Below are 24,571 nucleotides of genomic sequence, written 5' to 3' on the forward strand. Positions count from 1 at the left end.
AGCGTCTTTACGAAGTAAATCTGTTTTATCCGCGTCAAAATTATACGCTGATTTTACTGATTCGCTAAAGCGAAAACGCGGATAAAAACGGATTTTATTTTAAAAGCTTAACTCAATGACATTTTCCGAAGCGTCGGGATTTATTCTTAAGTAAACAACCTAATAACCTGAGTACGATTAATTAATTATCGGGCTCAGGTTTTTGGCAATATGATAAAATTTACACTTAAAAAGTTTATTTCCTATTTAGTTTTATTAATATTGTTATTATTACACTTAAAATAAAAGGAAATTTTCAGGAGGAATTGATCAATAATACTATTAAATGAAAAATATTAAATATATTCTTGTATGCTACTTTATAGTTCTGAATTGCCTGTTTTCTCAAGATAAATTTGATAATTACCAATTTAGAAGTATACAGGAAACTACTTCAAAAAGGGCGATTTCTTCGATTATTCAGGATAAAAATGGTTTTATTTGGATAGGTACAAACGGCACGGGTTTGTATCGATATGATGGTGTAAATTATTTTGGATATGATCACAATAAAAAGCGCGGTTCAATAAACAGTAACTTTATTTATGCAACTTTTATTGACTCTGATAATAACTTATGGGTTGGCACGGATGACGGTTTATGTTTGTACAACAGGGATTTAGATAATTTTACCAAAATCAATATTGAAGATGTAATCAGAAAAGGTTATGACGAACCTATTACCGTAAAAACAATTATTCAGGATAACAACGGCAATTTAATCTTAGGAACGTATGGTTTTGGATTGTTCAAACTGAATATTAAGACTTTAAAAGCTTCTCTGATTCCGTCAAAGGTTTTGGATAAATTTAATTTTCTAATAAAATCTTCGGTAAAAAATAAACACGGAATTATTTATTTAGGAACGAGTTATGGTCTTTTAGAACTTGATTTAAACGGAAAACTAAAGCAGGTTTATAAAGATAAATTTAAAAGAGAACCTTTATTAGACGATATCGAAAATCTTGTTATTGATAAATTTGGATACATATGGCTGGGAACGACTGAAAGCGGTCTGATAAAAATTAAACCTGAAACTGATAATTACCAATTTGAAAATTATTCTATTACCAAAAACAAAATCTTATCGATTATAGAAAGCAGTCACGATTATATCATTTGTGGTACTGAAAATGACGGATTATTGGTTGTAAATTATAAAGGGCAAGTACTTCAAAAATATTTGCACAGTAAATACAATGATTTTAGTTTAAAATCGAATTCTGTCTGGTCACTATTTGAAGATAAAGAAAAGCGTCTTTGGCTTGGGTATTTTAATAAAGGACTTGGTGTATTTGATAAGCCCAATAACAAATTTAATTCGCTTGAATCACAAGTAAATAACGATAATTCACTACAAACCAGCTATGTAACTTCAGTTATAAAAGATAAAAAAGGAAATCTGTTAATCAGTAATGAAGGCGGAGGACTTGATATTTATAATCTAAGTAATAAAAGTTACATTCATGTAAACAAGAACAATCAAAGCTATTATTCCGGTTTGGATGCTGCTGATATTCAGACGATATTTATAGACAGCAAACAAAATATCTGGATAGGAAGCTGGGATCGCGGAATCTACTTTTTGAAAAATGGCACTACCCGATTCATAAACTATAATACAGCAAATACTTCGGGACTAAAATCGAATAGGATTTTTACTTTTTCGGAAGATTCAAAAGGTCGAATCTGGATTGGAACTTTCATAAAAGGATTGCATTATTTTGATAATAAGACCAATACTTTTGTTCATTGTGAATCGAAATCATTTACAGACAATGCTTTGGACAATGCTTTTATTCGTAAAGTTTTTGTGGATTCTGATAATGTTTTGTGGGTAGGAACCATCTTAGGTTTATATCAGGTCAGTTTAAAAGGCGATTCTGATTTTAAAGTGACCAAAATGCGCGATGCGATGTTCAAGGATAAAACGAAGTATAATAGTATTCAGACTATTTTATCGATTTATGAATCTAATGACAAAACAATTTGGATAGGAACTGATGGCGAAGGATTATTTAACTACAATAAAAAAGATAAGACATTTTCGAACTTTAATAATTTTCCAGGTTTTAAAGAAAAATCTGTTCGTGCGATAATTGCTGACAACAATGGTTCTTTATGGATAAGCGGCGGATCTGGATTAACAAAACTTGATTTTAAAAATAAAAAAAGCACCAATTTTACTAAAGATGATGGTCTTGTTGATAATGATTTCAACAATAATGCTGTCTTTAAAGATGGAAATGGAGAGTTGTATTTTGGCAGTTATGAAGGCGTAAATTATTTTAATCCTAACGAGATCAAAAAAACAGAGAAAGCCCCAAAATTATATTTCAGCGATTTTAAATTATTCAATAAATCTGTAAAACCCAATGAAGATGCTTCGCCCTTAACCAAAGTAATTGCTGAGACTAAAGAAATTATTCTCAACTACACGCAATCTGTTTTTACGATTGAATATGTGGGAATCAACTATAATTATTCTAAGAAAAACCAATATGCTTATTATCTTCAAGGTTTTGAAAAAGATTGGAATTATGTGGGAAATAACAGAACGGCAACTTATACCAATCTGGCGCCGGGTGATTATGTTTTTAAAGTAAAATCGGCAAATGCAGATGGTTCCTGGAGCAATAATCCATTAGAATTAAAAATAAAAATTCTGCCTCCGTGGTGGAAAACTTTTTGGGCTTATTTATTATATACTTCTATTTTAGTATTCCTAATTATATACCTTAATAAAATTTATCAAAATCGTTTTAAAGCCAAACAAGCTATAATTTTAGAAAAAGAAAAAAATATCCAGTCGGAGAAATTGAACAATAAGAAATTGCAATTCTTTACTAATATTTCGCATGAATTCAGAACTCCGTTGACACTGATTATAAATCCCTTGGAAGATATTTTAAGAAGTAAAAATCTATCTCCTGAAATTCATAATAAATTAAAAATTGTACACAAAAGTTCGGATAGACTTTCGCGACTTATCAATGAGCTTATGGATTTTAATAAATTAGAGTTTAATAAAATTTCGCTTCAGGCCAAAAAAATTGAAGTCGTAGCATTTACACAAGGAATTATAGGTTATTTTGACGAAGAAGCTTCTGCCCGAAATATTACTATTAATTTTGAATCTGAATTTGACGATCTTGAAGATTGGCTGGATCCTAAAATGTTGGAAAAAATACTCTTTAATATTATTTCAAATGCCTTTAAATTTACGCCGGATAATGGTTCTATTACCATTTCTATAGCTAAATCAGATACTGATAATTCATTGTTAATTAATGGTGATCGAGTTCCATCTTTTTCAATAACAATTACTGATACTGGTTCCGGAATTCACAAAAAAGATCTCAAAAGAATATTTGACAGGTTTTATCAGGTCAATAATGTCAATAAGGATTATTATGGAAGTACGGGAATTGGTTTAGAGGTTGTAAAAGAATTTGTTGAGCTTCATAAGGGAAGAATTGATGTTGAAAGTCAGGTTGGAGAAGGCACAAAATTTACGGTAACTTTTCCTTTAGGTAAATCTTTGTATAAGAAAAGTGAGATAATCGACGAGGTTTTTAAAACTGAAAAAGCTAAAAACAAATTTCTGTCTGAAACGGTTAATCATTCTTCTGACGATGATGATGAAACGGATCAAACTGTTGAAATTGATGTTGTTGAAACTGCAAAACCATATACTGTTTTAATTGTTGAAGATAATCCTGAATTAAGAAATTATCTTAAACACGAATTAAGCAAATTATATAAAGTTATTGCCGCCGAAAATGGTCAGAAAGGTTATGAACTTGCGGTTCAGAAATTACCGGATTTAATAATCACAGACGTTATTATGCCCGTTATGGACGGTTTACAATTGTGTAAAAACATAAAAGGTGATTTAAAAACAAGCCACATTCCTTTATTAATGCTTTCGGCAAAAGCAATGGTAAAAGACCGATTAGAAGGTATCGATTCTGGCGCTGATATGTATTTGAGTAAACCATTTGAATTAGATATTTTAAAATCAAGTCTAGCGCAGCTTATTACAAGCAGACAAATCATGTTTAAGAAGTTTTACAGCGGAATCACTAAAGATGGCAAAGAAAAAACAACTTCGCTTGATAATGATTTCATACAAAAGATTCTGCATTTTATAAACGAAAACATTAGCGAACCTGAATTGACTGTAGAACTTTTGTCTTCTAAAATTTTCCTTAGCAGAAGTCAGTTGTATCGAAAGATAAAAACTTTAACAGGCGTTTCGGTTAATGAATTTATCAGAAACGTACGTTTAGAAAAAGCAAAACAACTGATCGAAAAAGGAAATAATAATATCAACGAAATAAGCTATAAAGTAGGTTTTACTTCTCCCTCCTATTTCACTAAATGTTATAAAATTAAATATGGATATTTGCCTACACAAGAAAAAGAACAAGGGAATAAACGTTAAAAAATACCTCATTAAATACACAATTAAATTAAAAAAAGAGCTTCGGTACTAAAATCGGAGCTCTTTTTTTTGTAAGTCAATTTTTTCAAAAAGTATCCTTACTAATTTGAAACAAAAATTGATATTTCTAAAATATTATTTCCTTTTTTTATACAAACAATACTTTTTAAGCATTTTTTCTAGCAATACTTCAGTATCTGTTTTTCTGTCTCAATTGTCTCTTTTTAGTAATAATAACGTTTTCGCACCTTTTTTTGCATCATTTGTTGCACAATATGCTTCATCTGTTCTACAATAGGACTCCTCTAGATTTTACTTTCGTTAAGAAATATTTAAGAAAATTTTCTCTTCTCATCATTCCAATTTTAGATGTGCAAAAAGAGTCTTCTATTGAATATTTTACAATAAAAACTAAACTAACTTAATCGACCAATTTTTATGCAGAAAAGAACATTAAAAAAACTATTGTGTTTAGCAGTGTTAATGTGGGGAAATTTTTTCTTTGCTCAAACTGTTAAAGGAAAAGTAACATCAGGAGGACTCGGCTTACCCGGTGTTGGTGTAATAGTACAAGGAACAAAAAATGCAACAACCACCGATTTTGACGGAGGTTTTATCTTAAACAATGTAGATCCAAAAAGTACATTGATCTTTAGTTATATCGGTTACAAAAATGTGATATTGCCAGCTGACACAAAATCAGTGATGAAAGTCAATATGGTTAATGACCTTGAAAAATTAAATGAAGTTGTCGTGATTGGTTACGGAACTTCTAAACGAAAAGATGTAAATGGCGCAATTTCTTCTATCAAAGCTTCTGAAATTCAGGACAAACCCTTTACTTCTATCGATCAGGCTCTTGTGGGTAAAGCTGCAGGGGTAAATGTGACTCAAAATTCAGGTACGCCGGGAGGAGGAATTTCGGTTCAAATTCGAGGAATTACTTCTATTAACGGAAATGAACCTTTGTATGTAATTGACGGAACTCCGGTTTTTGCGGATAAAAACAACGATTCATTTTCATTTAGCGCTTTAGGCGGAGGAAACGGACAAACTAAGAACTCGGCTTTGTCGGGATTGAATATTTCAGATATAGAAACTATTGATATTCTAAAAGATGCTTCATCAACCGCAATATATGGTGCAAATGGTGCAAATGGTGTTGTTTTGATTACAACTAAAAAAGGAAAAAAAGGAAAATCGACTTTCTCCTATGAAACTTATATGGGAACTCAACAGGTGACAAATTCAGTTGATGTTTTGAACTTGCCACAATATGCTGCATATCAGGCTAAAATTTTCAAAATGAATGGTGAACCAATTCCGTATCAATATCAAAAACCTGATTTATTAGGAAATGGAACAAACTGGCAGGACGAACTTTTTAGAACTGCTACTATGTACAACCACCAAATATCATTTTCAGGTGAAAAAGAAGGAACAAGATATTATACGTCTTTGAATTATTTTGATCAGGAAGGTATTGTTTTAAATTCAGATTTCAACAGAATGTCGATGCGATTAAACATCGATTCAACTGTAAAATCATGGTTGAAAATTGGTAACAATATGTCGATCAGTAAATCATCTCAACAAGTAGTAAGAAACGATGACAGAGGTGGTTTAGTAATGAATACGTTAAGACAATCTCCAGAATTACCTGTAAGATATGCTGATGGTTCTTTTGCAGGTCCAACAAGTGGTTTAGGTTCTTCGGCAAATGAGGCGACGAATCCAATTGCTTTATCAGAATATAATAACGCAAAAACGGACCGATATAAAATCAACGGAAATGTATTTGCTGATTTCACTCTTATCAAAGGTTTGGTTTTTAGAACGGAATTAGGATATGATTTAAATTTTGCAAAAAGCAGCTCTTTTGCGCCTAAATATACTTTAGGAAATGTGTCTGAGCTTTTAAATAAATCATTCAAACAACAAGATCAAAGCTTTTATTGGAGTTTAAAAAATTATTTGACTTATAATAAAACTTTCAATGAGAAACACAATTTTACCTTTTTACTTGGTCAGGAAGCGCAAGAAAGTCAATACGAATATTTGAGCGGTTACAGATCGGGTGAATTCTTAAGCAGAGATTTTACTAACCTAAACATTGGTGATATTGATACTGCAGTTAACGGAAATGGTTCTGGAAGATGGTCTATGACTTCTTATATTTCGAGATTAAATTATAGCTTTTCTGATCGTTATTCTTTTTCGGCGTCTTTAAGAGCAGATGCCTCTTCAAACTTTGGACCTAATAATAAATGGGGTTATTTCCCTTCATTTGCTGTGGGTTGGACTGTTAGTAACGAAAAGTTTTTTGAGCCTTTATCTTCTACAGTAAATTATTTGAAATTTAGAGCTGGTTACGGTTCGGTTGGAAATCAAAATATTCCGGCAAACAGATACCAAACGATTCTTTCCTTGACGGCTTCTCCATTTGGTGGCGTATCTCCAACAATTGACAACTTGGGTAATCCAAATATTAAATGGGAATCTCTTAAGTCTTTTGATGTTGGTTTTGAATTAGGAATGCTTAATAACAGAGTAAAATTAGACTTTGATTATTATATTAAAAATTCTTCTAATTTCCTTACGAAACAAATCAATGATGAGTCGAATCAAAGTGCACTTAATTATTATTTGAATACGGGTGAAATTGAAACTAAAGGAATCGAACTTACTTTGAATACCAGAAATATTGTAACAGAAAATTTTACATGGGACAGTACAATTATCTTTTCAAAATACGATAATGAACTAACCAGTTTTCAAGGTGCAGGTAAATCTTTATTAGGAAAAGTACAATTTGACTTGTATAACGTTACCAGAACTACAGAAGGTCAACCAGTTGGACAATTTTACGGATATGTTACGGACGGATTATTTAAAAATGCTGCAGAATTAGCCGCAGGACCAATTCAGGAAACAGGAACAGGAATTGGAGATATTCGTTTTAAAGATCTTAATGGCGACGGAAAAATTGATGCTAAAGATCAAAAAGCTATAGGAAGCGCAATTCCGGATTTTACCTATTCATTTACGAATAACTTTAAGTATAAAAACCTTAGTTTATCTGTTGTTTTAACCGGAAGTGAAGGCAACGAAATCTACAACTTTACGCGTCATTATACTGATGGAATTTATCCTGGATTTGGAGATCGATTTGCAAATGTGAGTACAAGGGCTATAAATGCTTTTGAACCGGGCGTAAACGAAAACACAAATGAACCAAGAATTACGCTGAATGATCCAAATGGAAATGGTCGAATCTCGAATAGATTTGTTGAAGATGGTTCTTATTTAAGAATTCAGAATGTGTCTTTGAGCTACGATTTACCAAGCCAAATATTCAAAAATTCTATTATATCTAAAGTTAGATTGTATGTTAATGTCCAAAACTTATATACATGGACAAAATACTCTGGTTTTGATCCTGCTTTAGGAAATTTAGATCAAAATATAACACTTAGCGGTATTGATCTGGGACGTTATCCAGTGCCAAGAACTACTTCTATGGGTTTAAATTTAGAATTCTAAAATTGATAAAAAACACAATTAACTTAATGATTCATAGTCATTAAAATAAAAAATAATAGTCATGAAAAAACTTTTTAAACTTTTTATGATGGGAATGTTAATACCATTGCTGTCTTTGTTTTCCTGTTCTGATGATTTTTTGGATGCACCATCTGAAAATCAATTAACACCGGGCGATTTACCGGAAGGAGTTACCGCTTTTGACGGAATCGCTGAGAGTTTGTATTTTAAGCCTTGGTTTACTTTTAATGATAAATTCCTGATTGCTGTTGGCGATATGTATGCCGGCAACGCTTTTACATTTGATGGTGCTTATGCGCAATTTAAAGATGCTCAGGTAACGTCACAAAACCCAATACTTACAGAAGGATATACCTCTTTGTTTTCGGTTATCGATCAATCTAATAATTTAATGAGTTTAGTCGAAGCAAGAAAGAGCGAATTGCCTGAAGCGTCTTATAAAAATGCCATAGCGATTTCAAGATTTATGAGAGCCAATGCCTATTTTTATTTGGTAAGAACTTTTGGAGCTGTGCCTATTATTAACAAAGCGGGAACGGCAGCACAACCTAAAAGAAATCTTGTTGCTGATGTTTACAAATTTATAAAACAAGATTTGGAATATGCCATCGAAAATTTGCCTGCAACTTCTGTAAAAAAAGGATATGTGACCAAATTTGCAGCAATGGGAATTCTTGCAAAAGTGCATCTAACGTTAAACGAATATGGAGAATGTGCTGCTTTGACTCAGAAAATCATCGGAAATCAATATATTTTGATTCAGGATTATGGAAACTTATTTAGCAGTCCGGAGAATAACAATAGTGCCGAAAGTATGTTTGCCCTGCAATGGAAAGCAATTGCTACAGAATGGGGAACTCAAAATACAAATCAGGCTTATATTGTTCCGGGAGGTACAGGAATAACTGGCGGTGGAGACGGTTGGGGAGTTTACCTGCCTTCTATTTCATTGCAAAGTGGCTTTGAGCCGAATGATACCAGAAAAAAGAGCACAATCATGACAGATGGTGACTTTTATCCTGAATTATTAAAAAATCAAGGTGGTTTTAGATACAAAAAAATATACTCTTCGACTGCTGCTAATTTCAGAAAGTATATTGTAGGTTCTGCTGCCGAAAGAAACGATGTGTTTTTTATGAGAACGTCACAAAACACAATTATACTTAGATATTCTGATGTTTTACTTATGAATTCTGAAGCAATTTTAGCTGGAGCGGGTTCTACAACTTCTGCAGCAGCTTTAAGTTCTTTCAATGAAGTAAGAGCCAGAGCGGGATTACCAGCCAAAACTGTACTTACAAGAAATGATTTATTTAACGAAAGAAGGATCGAATTTGCACTTGAAGGACAATATTTCTTCGATTTAAAACGTCGCGGTCTGGCTGAAGCAACGGCAATTATTTCGCAACAGGAAGTAGGTTTTTATTCTGATGATGCCAGAACCGAATTGGTTTCTGTTAAGATCACTCCGGGAAGCAACTATTTTGAATTGCCGTTACCGCAAACTGCTATTGATACTAATCCATCATTATTAGAGCCGCCGGTTCCTTTTAACTTTAACTAACTTTTACTATGATTAAGAAAATAACATATAGAATTATAATTCTTTTGGCATTTGTTTCCTTTACAGCTTGTCAAAATGATGATGCGCCTAGTACAAATATAGATGCAATGGTTGCTGAACCCGGCGATCTATTGAATCAGGCTTTTCCATTAAATAAAGTCAGAGTTGAAGGTGAAGGTTTAAAAGGATTAAAGAAAATTACGCTGGATAACAAAATTGATATCAGTTTCAATCCAAATTACAATTCAGATAAAGCGTTTATTTTTACTATTCCTTTTGATGAAAAACTAGGAAGCAGATTTGGTGTACAGCCAATTACGTTTATAACAGCTTCAGGATCTGTAACTAAAAATATCGAAATTTTACAACCTGTTCCAACTATTACGAAGACAATTCCTGCTGTTGCAACTCCGGGATTTCCGTTAGAGATTGAAGGAACTTGGTTTTATAATATTTCTTCTATCACTCTAGGAGGAAAAACGCTGAGTTATACCCTAAAATCGTCTACTTCGATTATCATCGGTTTACCTTCAGATGCCGTTTCAGGATCTGAACTTGTGGTTACTACTCCGGGAGGTTCTGCAAAGAAAACGATCAATTTTGCAACTGTTGTTCTTGTGTCTGATTTTGACGGAAACGGTAGCAGACGTGATTGGACTGCTTATGGCGATATCGATAGTTTTAACGCAAGTACTACAGGCGGACCATCGGGCAGTTATGCAACATTAGTATGGGCAGGTTCTACTGCAAATGGTTACAACGGAAGCAGCGCCGGCGGTGGAGCCAGTTTCTTAAACGCGTCTAATAATGATGCTTCAAAAACATTTATAGATATTGATGTAAGTGCAAATGTTGTGGGTGCACAATTTGCTATTCAATTAAATACTATTGATGGTGTGAACTACGGTTATAATTTTAAAGTAACCGATGTAAACTGGACTACAAAGACAATATTATTAAGTGATTTCAAAGATAATTACGGTTTTGGTTCAAATACAGCTGCAACATTAGATCCTTCTAAAATTAATGAAATCAAGGTCGGAGTTGCTCAGGGAGATTCCCCAAATCCGAGTGCAATAAAATACGATAATATTAAAATTCGCTACCAATAATTAACGGTTTTGTGTTTTAATCTTTAAACTTTAAAAAGAGGTTGTAATCAAAAAGCAACCTCTTTTATAACTAAAAAAACAGAATCTATAAATAAGAATATTCACAATTACAAAAGGATATTCTATAATAAAAAACAGTATGAAAATTAAATTTTTACTAATGCTGACTGGTATTTTCTTTTTTTTGAATTCTTGTTCAAAAGAAGATAATATAGCGGCTAATACTTTAGAAGTGCCTGTTGCAAACGCACCAAAAGACGTAAACGATGCAGGTTTTAGAGCAAAATGGATGTACGTTTCCCACGCAAAAAGCTATCTTCTGGATGTTTCGACCAACGAGAATTTCTCCACTTTTGTCCCAAATTACAATGCAAAAGAAGTTACTGATTTAAACGAAGTTGTCGTAGGTTTAACTGGAGGTACACAATATTATTACCGAGTTAGAGCAAAAAATGAGACAGAAACTTCGGGTTATTCAAATGTTATTAGCATTGTCACTACAGGTTCGAGCAACATTCCTGAAGATCCTACATTCTTAAAAGTAAAAGCAAATAAATTGGCACATCCGTTCTTTGTAGGTATGGCAATAAAAGCTTCACAATTAACTACCGGAAGTCCTTATGATGTTATTTTGAAAAATGAATTTAGTAGTATTTCTGCTGAATACGAAATGAAAATGGATCAAATTTCTACCGCAAGTGGTGTTTACAACTGGACTGTGGCTGATAAAATTGTCGCTTACGGAAATACTAACGGAATCAATGTTCACGGTCATGCTTTGGTATGGCACAATTCAGTGCCACAATGGTTAAAAGATTTTTCTGGAACTGATGCTGAATTTGCTGCAGAAGTAAAAAAATACATTACAGATGTGGTTACGCATTATGCAGGAAAAGTAAAATCATGGGATGTAGTTAACGAAGCTGTAGATGATAATGGCACTTCTATGAGAAATACTATTTTTCTGCAGCGAATGGGCACTAACTACGTAAAAGATTGTTTTCAATGGGCACGAAATGCAGCAATTGCAGCTAGCGACAACTCTTTGTTATTATTTTATAATGATTATGCAACGTCAACAAATATTGCAAAACAAGACAAAGTTTTTAGCATTGTAGATGATTTAAAAGCAAGTAATCTTATCGATGGTATTGGTTTTCAAATGCACAATAATTATTTAAATCCAACAAAAGCTCAAATCGAAACTGACCTTAACAAAGCTGTAGCAAAAGGTCTTAAAATTCATGTTTCGGAATTGGATATACAAGTAAATCAGTCAAATGATATTTCAACTTTTACAAATGAAAGAAGACTGGCTCAAAAAGAAAAATACAAAGAAATTGTAAAACTCTATAATGGACTTCCAGCCGCAAATAAGTATGCCTTAACCGTTTGGGGAATGAAAGATAACGAATCCTGGATTCCGTTTAGTACGGAACTTAACCACCCAGGAAATGACTGGCCTTTATTGTACGATTCAAATTTTGCAATTAAAACCTCTCATACTGGCTTTCTTGAAGGTTTAGATTAATTTTTTAAAACTATAATACTTTACTTCAACTATTAATAAACCAAAAAATTAAATTATGAAAAAATTAAATTTGCTAGCATTAACAGTGACATGTGTATTAAGTTTAGGATTTGCATCCTGTGCAGAAGACGTAAGTCCAACTGCAAAAGACCAATCAGCAAGTGCGAGTACAAAAACCAGTACAAGCAAAGTAGCCGGCGCGCCATGGGTCAAACAATTTGAAGATACATTTGATGTAGGTTCAAGTCTGTCACAATGGACAAAGGAACAACGTGCAGATTATAATTCCTGGTATTGTGACTATGCCAGTTCAGTGCCAACAACACAATGGAGAGACGGAAAACAATGTTTGGAAATTAAGACTACCAAATTGAGCACGTACAAATACCAATCCGGGTTCATTTCTTCTAATTATCAATATAAGCCTGAAAACAATACAGAGTATATGCTTTCTGCCAATATTAAATTAGTAGCGATGGATGGCGGAACTTATAAGTCTTTCAAGGATACTTATGGTGCGTGGCCTGCTTTCTGGTCTGTGCAGCAAAATGGCTGGCCAACCAAAGGAGAAATTGATATCATGGAAGGTTATTCTTTTGCCCCAAATGCAAGTCGTTTTACTTCAAATCTTTTTTATGGAACTTCTAACGGAGCAAACCAATTAGGAAATTCTGCTGAAAGAAACTATCCGGGCAATTTTGATGTCAACGGAAATAGTGGATGGCATTTATATGAGTCTTATTGGAAAATGAAAAACAATGTAGTAACACTTACTATAATGGTTGATAATGTAACAGTTGCAACATATACTAATGGTAGTGTAGGCAATCTTAACTTAAATAATTTTGGACCACACTCGATTATATTCAATCTGAATGTTGGATCAAAAGATTCTAATTTCATTGACCCTAATAAGATTAATTTGTTTTCAACAGTAATGATGTGGGTAGATGACGTAACAGTCTACAAAAGACCAATCTAATTTATACTGTAGTCAATTTTACTTAAAAAAATATACTATTCATTTCAAACAAGTTAAACCAATAATGAAGTTTTTTTATTTCATAACAAAGCTATAGTACAAAGCTTTATAAAACCTGCAAATCTTTTGATCTGCAGGTTTTTTTCATTTAAATAACATTTCAACTAGAACCTCACGCTAAGTTTATATATCTCCAATTATTTTCAAACAAATTACCAGTCTCTAAATATTGATAATTATCGAAATAAAAAATAATTTTAGGTATGCATAGCGGATAATTAAACAAATTTAGATCTATAATTTTACTATGAAGAAAAAAAGGATTTATAAAAATTTTAAATTAAACTAAGAATTATGTCTGATTTTTTAAAACAATTCGGAGAGGATCTCAAAAAAAATGTAGATGGTTTTATTGCGGTTGCAGTAACAGAAATTAAAAGTGGAATGTCATATTATTCACAATCTACTGTAGCTGGATTTGATCCTGAATTAGCTTCTGCATATAATCTTGAGGTTGTAAAAGCAAAAATGAACGCAATAAGAGCCTTGCATCTAAAAGATCAGGTTATTGACAGTATCATGATTACCCTTACTTCTCAAATTCATATTATTGACGTTTCTGATAATGGAGAATATTTCATTTACTTAGCTGTTGATTCTACTAAAGCAAATCTTGGTTTGACAAAATCTATACTTAATAAATACAAAAAAGAAATAGTGAATAAGCTATAATTGTTGTTGTTAAATTAAAAGAGAATATTTACTTAAATATTCTCTTTTTAATTTATGATGTTTTTTTAGATATAGGTTTCTTATATTTAATCCATAAAACAAATATTTTAATAATGGAATTACAGGGATATTTCGAAAAATATCATAATGAAGAAACCTGCATAGAGGATTTTAAAAATAAACGTTTAAAAAACGGTTTGATATGCAAGAAATGCTCACATAATATACATTCATTTAGAAAAGTTGATTTAAAATTTCAATGTAATAAATGTGGAAAAAGAATCAGTCTTCGATCCGGTACGGTTATGGAAAATTCAAATTTACCAATTAAATACTGGATGATTTGTATAGAATTAATGACGTTGTCCAAGAGAAGATTCTCAATACTGCAAATACAATACCTACTAGGCCATAAACGCTACGAGCCAATTTGGCTAATGGTTCAAAAAATTCGTTTTGTAATGCAACAAAGAGATGAAAAATATCTGTTACGAGCCTATTCTGAATTTGATCCTGAATTTCTTAAACAAATGGAAAAATCTACAAATTCTAAAATAAAATTTGGACTCAATAAAATAAACATTCAAAATCAACAGAAACCAATATCTTCTTGAATTGACTCGTAAATTAAGCCCTTTTTCTACAAAACTAATAGTCGTTCTAAAGTAAAATAATACGATCTACAAAGCTTTTTTCTGGCTTGATAACCATATTTATACATTCGAAAGTTTTTATTCCTATTTTCATCCAAAATACCCCTTGTTCATTTTTACTACAACTTTAATACAAATTCTATTTATGGCGTTCCCCTCCGGGTCGGGCTGTCCACTAAATCTTTTGTAATAGCGGTTTTTGTAGAAAACAAGAAGTTTAAGTTATCACAAAAGGATATCGCTCCCATCCCTAACGCACTCTGAGATAAAAAGAAGTTCATTTTTCAACAGAAAAAAGAGAAAACTATTATAAAACAAAAAACCCTATCTATTGGATAGGGTTTTCTAAAGAAAGGCGACGACATACTCTCCCACATAACTGCAGTACCATCTGCGCAGGCGGGCTTAACTACTCTGTTCGGGATGGGAAGAGGTGAGCCCCGCCGCAATAACCACCTTAAGGTCGTTAGTTGCTTTAGGCAACTTTTTAATTGTTAATTGTCAATTATAAATTGTTAATTATCAATTAAAGAATATCTTAACATACTGAGATAAAGAAACATAAAAGTATTTAGAAAGTTTCTCCCCGCACCTTGCAGTGCGGGAAAAGGGTGTACATAAGCTTACGGATTATTAGTACTACTCGACTATGACATTACTGCCTTTACATCTATAGCCTATCAACGTGGTCATCTTCCACGATCCTTAAAAGAAATCTCATCTTGTGGTGGGTTTCGCGCTTATATGCTTTCAGCGCTTATCCCTTCCAAACGTAGCTACTCTGCGGTGCCCCTGGCGGGACAACAGATACACTAGAGGTTTGTCCAATTCGGTCCTCTCGTACTAGAATCAGATCCACTCAAATTTCTAACGCCCACAGTAGATAGAGACCGAACTGTCTCACGACGTTCTGAACCCAGCTCGCGTGCCACTTTAATGGGCGAACAGCCCAACCCTTGGGACCTTCTCCAGCCCCAGGATGTGACGAGCCGACATCGAGGTGCCAAACCCCCCCGTCGATATGAGCTCTTGGGGAGATCAGCCTGTTATCCCCGGCGTACCTTTTATCCTTTGAGCGATGGCCCTTCCATGCGGAACCACCGGATCACTATGCTCTACTTTCGTACCTGATCGACCTGTATGTCTCTCAGTCAAGCTCCCTTATGCCATTGCACTCTACGCACGGTTACCAAGCGTACTGAGGGAACCTTTAGAAGCCTCCGTTACTCTTTTGGAGGCGACCACCCCAGTCAAACTACCCACCAAGCAATGTCCCCCACAATATGGGGTTAGGCCTCAGATAAACAAAGGGTTGTATTTCAACAATGACTCCACAACGCCTGGCGACGCCACTTCACAGTCTCCAACCTATCCTACACATCATTTATCCAAGGTCAATACTAAGCTATAGTAAAGGTGCACAGGGTCTTTTCGTCCCACTGCGGGTAAACGGCATCTTCACCGTTACTACAATTTCACCGAGCTCATGGCTGAGACAGTGTCCAGATCGTTACACCATTCGTGCAGGTCGGAACTTACCCGACAAGGAATTTCGCTACCTTAGGACCGTTATAGTTACGGCCGCCGTTTACTGGGGCTTCAATTCAATGCTTCTCCGAAGATAACATCTCCTCTTAACCTTCCAGCACCGGGCAGGTGTCAGGCCCTATACTTCATCTTACGATTTTGCAGAGCCCTGTGTTTTTGATAAACAGTCGCCTGGACCTCTTCACTGCGGCCAGCTTGCGCTGGCGACCTTTCTCCCGAAGTTACAGGTCTATTTTGCCTAATTCCTTAGCCATGAATCTCTCGAGCACCTTAGGATTCTCTCCTCAACTACCTGTGTCGGTTTACGGTACTGGTACTAATTACCTGAAGTTTAGAGGTTTTTCTTGGAAGCCCTTAGGCGCACTATCTCTTTGTCCGAAGACTCCGAGTACTATCGTATTTCCCCAAGATCTGTGGATTTGCCTGCAGATCTTATAGGTAGGTACTTCAACGAACTATTCCGTCAGTTCGCGGCGCTTTCATCACTCCGTCACCCCATCACAGTAATTAGTAGTACGGGAATATTAACCCGTTAGCCATCGACTGTCCCTTTCGGGTTCGCCTTAGGACCAGACTAACCCACAGCTGATTAGCATAGCTGTGGAAACCTTAGTTTTTCGGTGTGCGGGTTTCTCGCCCGCATTATCGTTACTTATGCCTACATTTTCTTTTCTAACCAGTCCAGCATACCTTACGATACACCTTCAACCCTGTTAGAATGCTCCCCTACCACTTACAGTAAACTGTAAATCCATAGCTTCGGTAATACGCTTATGCCCGATTATTATCCATGCTCGTCCGCTCGACTAGTGAGCTGTTACGCACTCTTTAAATGAATGGCTGCTTCCAAGCCAACATCCTAGCTGTCTGGGCAGACAAACCTCGTTCTTTCAACTTAGCGTATATTTGGGGACCTTAGCTGATGGTCTGGGTTCTTTCCCTCTCGGACTTGGACCTTAGCACCCAAGCCCTCACTGTTATGAAACATTATATAGCATTCGGAGTTTGTCAGGAATTGGTAGGCGGTGAAGCCCCCGCATCCAATCAGTAGCTCTACCTCTATATAACTTTATGCATAACGCTGCACCTAAATGCATTTCGGGGAGTACGAGCTATTTCCGAGTTTGATTGGCCTTTCACCCCTACCCACAGGTCATCCGAAGACTTTTCAACGTCAACCGGTTCGGTCCTCCACTGTGTGTTACCACAGCTTCAACCTGCCCATGGGTAGATCACACGGTTTCGCGTCTAACACTACTGACTAAAGCGCCCTATTCAGACTCGCTTTCGCTACGGATCCGTGGCTTAACCACTTAACCTTGCCAGCAACGTTAACTCGTAGGCTCATTATGCAAAAGGCACGCCGTCACCCCACGAAAGGGCTCCGACCGCTTGTAAGCGTATGGTTTCAGGATCTATTTCACTCCGTTATTCACGGTTCTTTTCACCTTTCCCTCACGGTACTGGTTCACTATCGGTCTCTCAGGAGTATTTAGCCTTAGCGGATGGTCCCGCCAAATTCAGACAGGGTTTCACGTGCCCCGCCCTACTCAGGATCCCACTATCTATTATACTTGTTACCCATACGGGACTATCACCCTCTATGGTGTCACTTTCCAGTAACTTCCGGTTCCTTGTACATAAAATGTCGTGGTCCTACAACCCCAACAATGCCGTAACATCATTGGTTTGGGCTAATCCGCGTTCGCTCGCCACTACTTACGGAATCACTTTTGTTTTCTTCTCCTCCGCCTACTTAGATGTTTCAGTTCAGCGGGTTTGCCCACCTATCGGTGTACTATGTCTTCAACATAGTGGGTTGCCCCATTCAGGTATCTACGGATCAATCGGTGTGTGCCCGTCCCCGTAGCTTTTCGCAGCTTATCACGCCTTTCATCGCCTCTGAGAGCCTAGGCATCCCCCATACGCCCTTATTTTGCTTATTGTACCAATCATAAAATTAATTATGACCGTTTTTTTTTGCTTTTTACAATAAATTGTAAAAAACGCTTTCTACTTTTTATTATTTTCTTATCTCAATATGTCAATGAACTTTTATTTACTATCTTCACAGTAAATCAGTGGAGAATAACGGAGTCGAACCGTTGACCTCCTGCGTGCAAGGCAGGCGCTCTAGCCAGCTGAGCTAATCCCCCTTTTTAATTAAAAATTAAAAATCGTGAATTAAAAATTATGAACTTTTGATCCTAAATCTTTCAACTTCTAAAATTTCCTTTTTCTAAGCATACAGTCTTTTTAATTTATTTGCTTCTTATAATTTACAATTCATAATTTATAATTAACAATTTAAAAAGTAGTCCCGGGCAGACTCGAACTGCCGACCCCTACATTATCAGTGTAGTACTCTAACCAGCTGAGCTACGAGACTCTGTTTTACTTAAAATTTATTATTTGAACTAACAGCAAGAGTAATTGAATCTGGTGATTCAGAACCTTCTAAATAAACATCTTTTTTCCTCAACGTGTGTTTCCACTAACATTTGAGGCTCTAGAAAGGAGGTGTTCCAGCCGCACCTTCCGGTACGGCTACCTTGTTACGACTTAGCCCTAGTTACCAGTTTTACCCTAGGCAGCTCCTTGCGGTCACCGACTTCAGGCACCCCCAGCTTCCATGGCTTGACGGGCGGTGTGTACAAGGCCCGGGAACGTATTCACCGGATCATGGCTGATATCCGATTACTAGCGATTCCAGCTTCACGGAGTCGAGTTGCAGACTCCGATCCGAACTGTGACCGGTTTTATAGATTCGCTCCTGGTCGCCCAGTGGCTGCTCTCTGTACCGGCCATTGTAGCACGTGTGTAGCCCAAGGCGTAAGGGCCGTGATGATTTGACGTCATCCCCACCTTCCTCACAGTTTGCACTGGCAGTCTTGTTAGAGTTCCCGACATGACTCGCTGGCAACTAACAACAGGGGTTGCGCTCGTTATAGGACTTAACCTGACACCTCACGGCACGAGCTGACGACAACCATGCAGCACCTTGTAATTTGTCTTGCGAAAGATCTGTTTCCAAACCGGTCAAACTACATTTAAGCCTTGGTAAGGTTCCTCGCGTATCATCGAATTAAACCACATGCTCCACCGCTTGTGCGGGCCCCCGTCAATTCCTTTGAGTTTCATTCTTGCGAACGTACTCCCCAGGTGGGATACTTATCACTTTCGCTTAGCCACTGAAATTGCTTCCAACAGCTAGTATCCATCGTTTACGGCGTGGACTACCAGGGTATCTAATCCTGTTCGCTACCCACGCTTTCGTCCATCAGCGTCAATCCATTAGTAGTAACCTGCCTTCGCAATTGGTATTCCATGTAATCTCTAAGCATTTCACCGCTACACTACATATTCTAGTTACTTCCTAATAATTCAAGTTTAACAGTATCAATGGCCGTTCCACCGTTGAGCGATGGGCTTTCACCACTGACTTATTAAACCGCCTACGGACCCTTTAAACCCAATGATTCCGGATAACGCTTGGATCCTCCGTATTACCGCGGCTGCTGGCACGGAGTTAGCCGATCCTTATTCTTACGATACCGTCAAGCTGCTTCACGAAGCAGTGTTTCTTCTCGTATAAAAGCAGTTTACAATCCATAGGACCGTCATCCTGCACGCGGCATGGCTGGATCAGGCTTGCGCCCATTGTCCAATATTCCTCACTGCTGCCTCCCGTAGGAGTCTGGTCCGTGTCTCAGTACCAGTGTGGGGGATCTCCCTCTCAGGACCCCTACCCATCGTAGCCTTGGTAAGCCGTTACCTTACCAACTAGCTAATGGGACGCATGCTCATCTTTTACCGTTGTGACTTTAATTATAAAATGATGCCATTTCATAATACTATGAGGTATTAATCCAAATTTCTCTGGGCTATCCCTCTGTAAAAGGTAGATTGCATACGCGTTACGCACCCGTGCGCCGGTCTCTAATTCCGAAGAAATATACCCCTCGACTTGCATGTGTTAAGCCTGCCGCTAGCGTTCATCCTGAGCCAGGATCAAACTCTTCATCGTATATTTTAATATTATATTGCGATGATATCTATCGGTTCTTTTCAAATCTCTCGATTCTATTACTCTTATTCTTTTGTTTTAACATCTCTGTTAAAACGGCTGTCAATTCAATATGTCTACGAACGTGTATTTCTTTTTCTTTTCGCTTGTCTCTCAAAGCGGGTGCAAAAGTAGAAAACTTATTTCTAACTGGCAAATGTTTTTTGAAGTTTTTTTTAAGAAAATTTTCGTCTCTTTTAACTTCTTTATTTACCAATCTTTCAATGAACTTTCCGTGTTTTGCGGGGTGCAAATGTAATATCCCTTTTCGAATCCCACAAGCTTTTTTTAATCTTTTTTTGAAAATAAATTTTCGTTTTAATCTTAATCGCTTGTCAGTATTTCTGTGAACGTCTATCGCTGTTGCGGGTGCAAAAGTACACTCTTTATTCGCTTCTGCAAGCTTTTATTTTACTTATTTTTGATATATTTTCTAAGTGACTGGTTTGGCGTTTTTTACAAGGCAATCTTTTTTTTCGATTTTACCGTTTTTGAGCAATTGGGGCCATTTTACCGCAAAGAGGCTAAGTTTTTCTTCTCTGGTTTTGTTTGCCAAAGATCGCAAAGCTGGATTTTTCCTTGGTTTTATTAATCGCGCAAAGACGCAAAGGCGCAAAGTTTTCTCTTTTATCTCGTATTTTTCTGTTTTACGCCTCGTCTTTCCTTTGAAAACCTCTGCCCTAGCCCCGATAGTCCCGAAGTGTCGGGAGAAAATCCTTTTGCTTTTTCCTTTAAAAAGCAAAAGATTGGAACGTCCCGAGACTTCGGGAGCGGGAAATAGCTTCAAATTCCAATAATGCTTCTTGTAAACCTTCGGTTCATTCAGAGGAATGAAACTTACTCTTATATATTGGAGTATATTTTTCTCCTTATATATAGGTACCAAAAATAAACCCGACAGGTTTTAGAAACCTGTCGGGTTGGGGGATTATATTCTTCCTTATATATAAGGAACGTGATTTTCCACTTAATATGTATACCTCTATAAAATCTTAATTGTTGTTAAGCCAATTATTAATGATGACTTGCAAAGCTTTAAAACGAATTAAAATACAAAAAAAGATTCAAAAAACAAGTATAAACACCTGATAACAAATCAAGTAATTGTGCTAAATTTAACTGTATTTCAAAAAAGACAAAACTAAGCGGCATTCCATTATATATAAGGTGCATTCTTAAGTTCTATTAAGTGATAATAATTAAACCCCAAAGATTATGAAAATTGGAATTATAGGAATCAGTAGTCTTACGATGGAATTAGCCGTGAGATCTGCGCGCGCGGGATATGAAGTTATAATGTACAATCCTAAAGGCAATAGTCTTGTGCGGGATGTTGTTGAAAGAATGGGATCAGATATTCAACTGGGTTCTCTTCAGGAAGCTGTTAGTACAGAAATAATAGTATTGTTTATCCCAAAAGATGATTTGGAGAAGCTAAAGCAGAATTTACCTGATATGACAGGAAAATTAATCGTTCATACCAGCGGTTTGATATTTGATCCTCAGCTGCTTTTATCAGGCATTACTAATGCTATGACTTATAAAACTACAGCTGCTTTATTTCCTGAGGCTCATGTTGTAAAGCTATTTAATCCGGTTAATTTAAAACCAAACAATACATGCATCCAACAAAGAGATAGGGATGAGATATTTTTTATTGCAGATCATAAGGATTCCAGAGCCTCTATAAAGGAGTTTTTAAGAAAATTAAAATTCTCATCAATTGATCTTTCTGGTAGGGTACATCTTCAAAATATAGAAGTAAATAAAAACAAAGAGCAGTTTATATAACTGCTCTTTAAATAATTATCATTTTTTAGAAATATAAAATCTAACTGCAAATCAGTTTTTACTTTAATTCCCCATCAAACTCTCAATTCTAGAAGGTGAAATTTCCGGATTTGCTCCTGGTGCTTCAGCGACTAAGGCTCCGATCGCGCATGCAAAATCAATTGACTCTTGTGGTGCTTTATTAGTAAGCAAAGATGTGATTAAAGCTGCCAAAAATGAATCGCCTGCTCCAACTGTATCAACTACTTTAACGGGATAACCGCCATTATTATAAAGTTTTCCCTGCCACATTAGCAATGCTCCATGTTTTCCTTTGGTGACACACATATCATTTACTTTGGTTTTCTCTGCAATGAAGTGCATATTTTCTTCCAGGCTTTCAAATGGTGATTGCATTGCTTTTGCAATTTCTAACAACTCCTCATCATTGAACTTAATAAAATCTGCTGAATTCATTAATTCCTCCAGAATTTCATATGTATAATGAGGTTTTCTTAAATTGACATCAAAAACTTTATAGGCTTTTGTCTTCAACAACTCTTTTAAAGTGTCTCTCGAAACTTTATCGCGACAAACCAAACTGCCATAAATTAGCAGATCTGCTTCTTGTACTGATTTTTTAGCCAAATCGTTCAACACAATTTTATCCCATGCTGATGGATAATTGATTTCATAACTTGCCGATCCGCGATCGTTTAAAGTAACATTCACCAGACCTGTAGCGAAATCTTCTGAAGTTACAATTGTATCTGTTACAAGTCCCAAACTTTTTACCTGTTCCTTAATTGCTTTACCATCTTCATCATTTCCTACGCAGCTGATCATGGTTGTATCGCAGCCAAATGTTTTCATTCGCAGCGCTACATTTAAAGGTGCTCCGCCAATTTTTTTTTCGCCAGCAAAAACATCCCAAAGTACTTCTCCATAAGCCACCGCCTTAAGATTCTTTCCGTTATTCATTCTAAAATTATTTTATATTATTGTTATTCAGGCTGTGTAACCTCAAGATTTGTAAATACTGCGTTTTGTCCTTCTGACACTAATCCCCATTTATTTTTGTCTCTGCCATAAATGCGATTTGTCAATGCCGTTTGTCCATTTATATATAGTACTGTCACACTTCCTTCGGTAATGATTTCAACATTGTATTTGACATTCGTCTGAAGCTGAAAAGGCAAACTCGTCATTTCCTGCCCAGCCGAATTATATCCAATAACACGGCTTTGAGCTAAATCAAACACAATTTTATAATAACTTCCTGTATCATTAGTATGAAAAACAAATCCTGCGGTTCCATTTGCATCTGATAATAAAACCTCAGCTTTAATTTTTGCCTTTTTACCAATTGGTTTAAATGTTACTAATGCTTTTTGTGCTGCACCTGATAAGGTATAAGTTCCATTATTAGCCACTGCATTTCCTGAAACTGCATCGACTTCAACAGTCTTTTTCTTCTTAGAAAATAGATCTTTGACTGTTTGTATTGCCTGTGTTCCTAAAGTTCCATCAGATTTTTGAATCAGCTCATGAATAACCATATTGCCTGCCCAATCTTTATTTCCTAAATCATTCTCTGGTGTTTTTCTAGCGTTCCATCCAAAAACATATCTTTTATTTCCGTCTGAAGCTGTTTTTCCGGCGTAAAAATATTCGCCGTCAATCCTGTCATTTTGTGGTTTTGTCCATGGTCCATTAATAGATGCAGATATTCTATAATGTGTTCCTTTATTACCACTCCAATTTTCAGAAAAAATCAAATACCAATAATTTCCCATTTTAAAAATATCGGCACATTCCATCATTAAATAATTATCCTCGGGAGTAGTTGTATAAATTGGTGTCTGAACTTCCCATTTTCCCAAAGCCGGATTATCACTTGTATAATGTAACAAAACTGCTTTTCTTCCCGGTTCTGTTTGTGTACTTACCAACATTGAATATTTTTTTAACTCGTCATTATAAAACACATGCGGATCTCTAAAATCATAGTTATAATATCCTGTTGGAGCTGTGATTTTGAAATCAGAAATTTTAGTCCAGTTTTTCAAATCACTGCTTGTAGCGCACAAAACACTTTCTCTTGCATTGGACTGAACAAAAGCAGGTGTTTCATTATGTCCTGTATAATAAAAGTAATAAAGATTACCGACTTTTACTACTGATCCTGTACCAATGGCAAAATCAGGATCTGTAGTTTTTCCGTATGGGATCATCTGCCCTTCGTAGGTAAAATGAGCCAGATCTGTACTTAAATATTCATGTATATCATGAAAACCTTTTCCTGCTGGCTTGTTTTGTGCATCGTGCAGAAAATAAATATGAAATTTTCCATTATCGAAAAAAGGCATAATATCTCCTGTATAACCAGCGCTATAATACGGGTCAGATTCTCCCATCCATTGTGAAGGCGGAACCGGAAAAACACTGGTTATTTCAGAATTACCTCCTGAAATCGATCCTCCAATATAGTTTTCTTCCTGACTACAGGAAACAAACGAAAAGAAAATGGAGGCCATCGTTATTATATTTTTATATTTCATTT

Annotated in this window: 10 protein-coding genes, 2 tRNA genes, 3 rRNA genes and 1 pseudogene; 9 read left to right on the top strand and 7 right to left on the bottom strand. The window is 35.8% G+C overall.

All coding sequences use genetic code 11. The annotated features are described in order from the left end of the window. Window positions 1-325 precede the first annotated feature (325 nt). From CLU81_RS03425 to CLU81_RS03460, 8 genes and pseudogenes are all read left to right on the top strand, one after another. Entirely contained in the window at window positions 326-4,486 is a 4,161-nt protein-coding gene (locus CLU81_RS03425) for a two-component regulator propeller domain-containing protein (protein ID WP_099708548.1), read from the top strand. Window positions 4,487-4,924: 438 nt separating this feature from the next. Next, complete coding sequence (locus CLU81_RS03430) at window positions 4,925-8,029, top strand: TonB-dependent receptor (RefSeq protein WP_099708549.1); 3,105 nt, start codon at window positions 4,925-4,927, stop codon at window positions 8,027-8,029. Window positions 8,030-8,090: 61 nt separating this feature from the next. Next, the gene (locus tag CLU81_RS03435; RefSeq protein ID WP_099708550.1) at window positions 8,091-9,614 is read left to right on the top strand and encodes a RagB/SusD family nutrient uptake outer membrane protein; all 1,524 of its coding nucleotides are present in this window, start codon (window positions 8,091-8,093) and stop codon (window positions 9,612-9,614) included. Window positions 9,615-9,622: 8 nt separating this feature from the next. Next, window positions 9,623-10,726 (top strand): hypothetical protein, encoded by a 1,104-nt coding sequence (locus CLU81_RS03440; protein WP_099708551.1) that lies wholly within the window; start codon window positions 9,623-9,625, stop codon window positions 10,724-10,726. A gap of 139 nt (window positions 10,727-10,865) precedes the next feature. Continuing rightward, window positions 10,866-12,257, top strand: a complete 1,392-nt coding sequence (locus CLU81_RS03445; RefSeq protein WP_099708552.1) for an endo-1,4-beta-xylanase — start codon at window positions 10,866-10,868, stop codon at window positions 12,255-12,257. 55 nt (window positions 12,258-12,312) lie between these two features. Further along, window positions 12,313-13,239, top strand: coding sequence for a family 16 glycosylhydrolase (locus CLU81_RS03450; RefSeq protein WP_099708553.1), 927 nt, complete (start codon window positions 12,313-12,315; stop codon window positions 13,237-13,239). 354 nt (window positions 13,240-13,593) lie between these two features. Further along, window positions 13,594-13,971, top strand: coding sequence for a hypothetical protein (locus CLU81_RS03455; protein ID WP_099708554.1), 378 nt, complete (start codon window positions 13,594-13,596; stop codon window positions 13,969-13,971). Between the two features lie 104 nt (window positions 13,972-14,075). Beyond that, window positions 14,076-14,531, top strand: a pseudogene (locus CLU81_RS03460) (IS1595 family transposase); the annotation flags it as partial. A gap of 443 nt (window positions 14,532-14,974) precedes the next feature. Here the strand turns inward: CLU81_RS03460 and rrf are convergent. From rrf to CLU81_RS03485, 5 genes are all read right to left on the bottom strand, one after another. Further along, window positions 14,975-15,084 (bottom strand): 5S ribosomal RNA (gene rrf, locus CLU81_RS03465). A gap of 153 nt (window positions 15,085-15,237) precedes the next feature. Beyond that, window positions 15,238-18,118: ribosomal RNA gene (locus CLU81_RS03470) — 23S ribosomal RNA — on the bottom strand. 136 nt (window positions 18,119-18,254) lie between these two features. Continuing rightward, window positions 18,255-18,328 (bottom strand) — tRNA-Ala (locus tag CLU81_RS03475). A gap of 159 nt (window positions 18,329-18,487) precedes the next feature. Beyond that, window positions 18,488-18,561: transfer RNA gene (locus tag CLU81_RS03480), tRNA-Ile, on the bottom strand. Between the two features lie 124 nt (window positions 18,562-18,685). Next, window positions 18,686-20,199, bottom strand: a 16S ribosomal RNA gene (locus CLU81_RS03485). Together the 16S, 23S and 5S rRNA genes with 2 tRNA genes alongside form the textbook arrangement of a ribosomal RNA operon. A 1,254-nt stretch (window positions 20,200-21,453) precedes the next feature. Between CLU81_RS03485 and CLU81_RS03500 the strand changes: the two genes are divergently transcribed. Then, on the top strand, window positions 21,454-22,029 hold the full coding sequence (locus tag CLU81_RS03500) for an NAD(P)-binding domain-containing protein (protein ID WP_099708557.1): 576 nt from the start codon (window positions 21,454-21,456) through the stop codon (window positions 22,027-22,029). A 63-nt stretch (window positions 22,030-22,092) separates the two neighbouring features. Here CLU81_RS03500 and CLU81_RS03505 read toward each other — a convergent pair whose 3' ends face one another. Together CLU81_RS03505 and CLU81_RS03510 are read right to left on the bottom strand one after the other, a co-directional pair. Next, window positions 22,093-22,989, bottom strand: a complete 897-nt coding sequence (locus CLU81_RS03505; RefSeq protein ID WP_099708558.1) for a carbohydrate kinase family protein — start codon at window positions 22,987-22,989, stop codon at window positions 22,093-22,095. Window positions 22,990-23,012: 23 nt separating this feature from the next. Next, the gene (locus CLU81_RS03510) at window positions 23,013-24,569 is read right to left on the bottom strand and encodes a glycoside hydrolase family 32 protein (protein WP_099708559.1); all 1,557 of its coding nucleotides are present in this window, start codon (window positions 24,567-24,569) and stop codon (window positions 23,013-23,015) included. Window positions 24,570-24,571 lie beyond the last annotated feature (2 nt).

Source organism: Flavobacterium sp. 9, from assembly GCF_002754195.1.
Lineage (GTDB): Bacteria > Bacteroidota > Bacteroidia > Flavobacteriales > Flavobacteriaceae > Flavobacterium.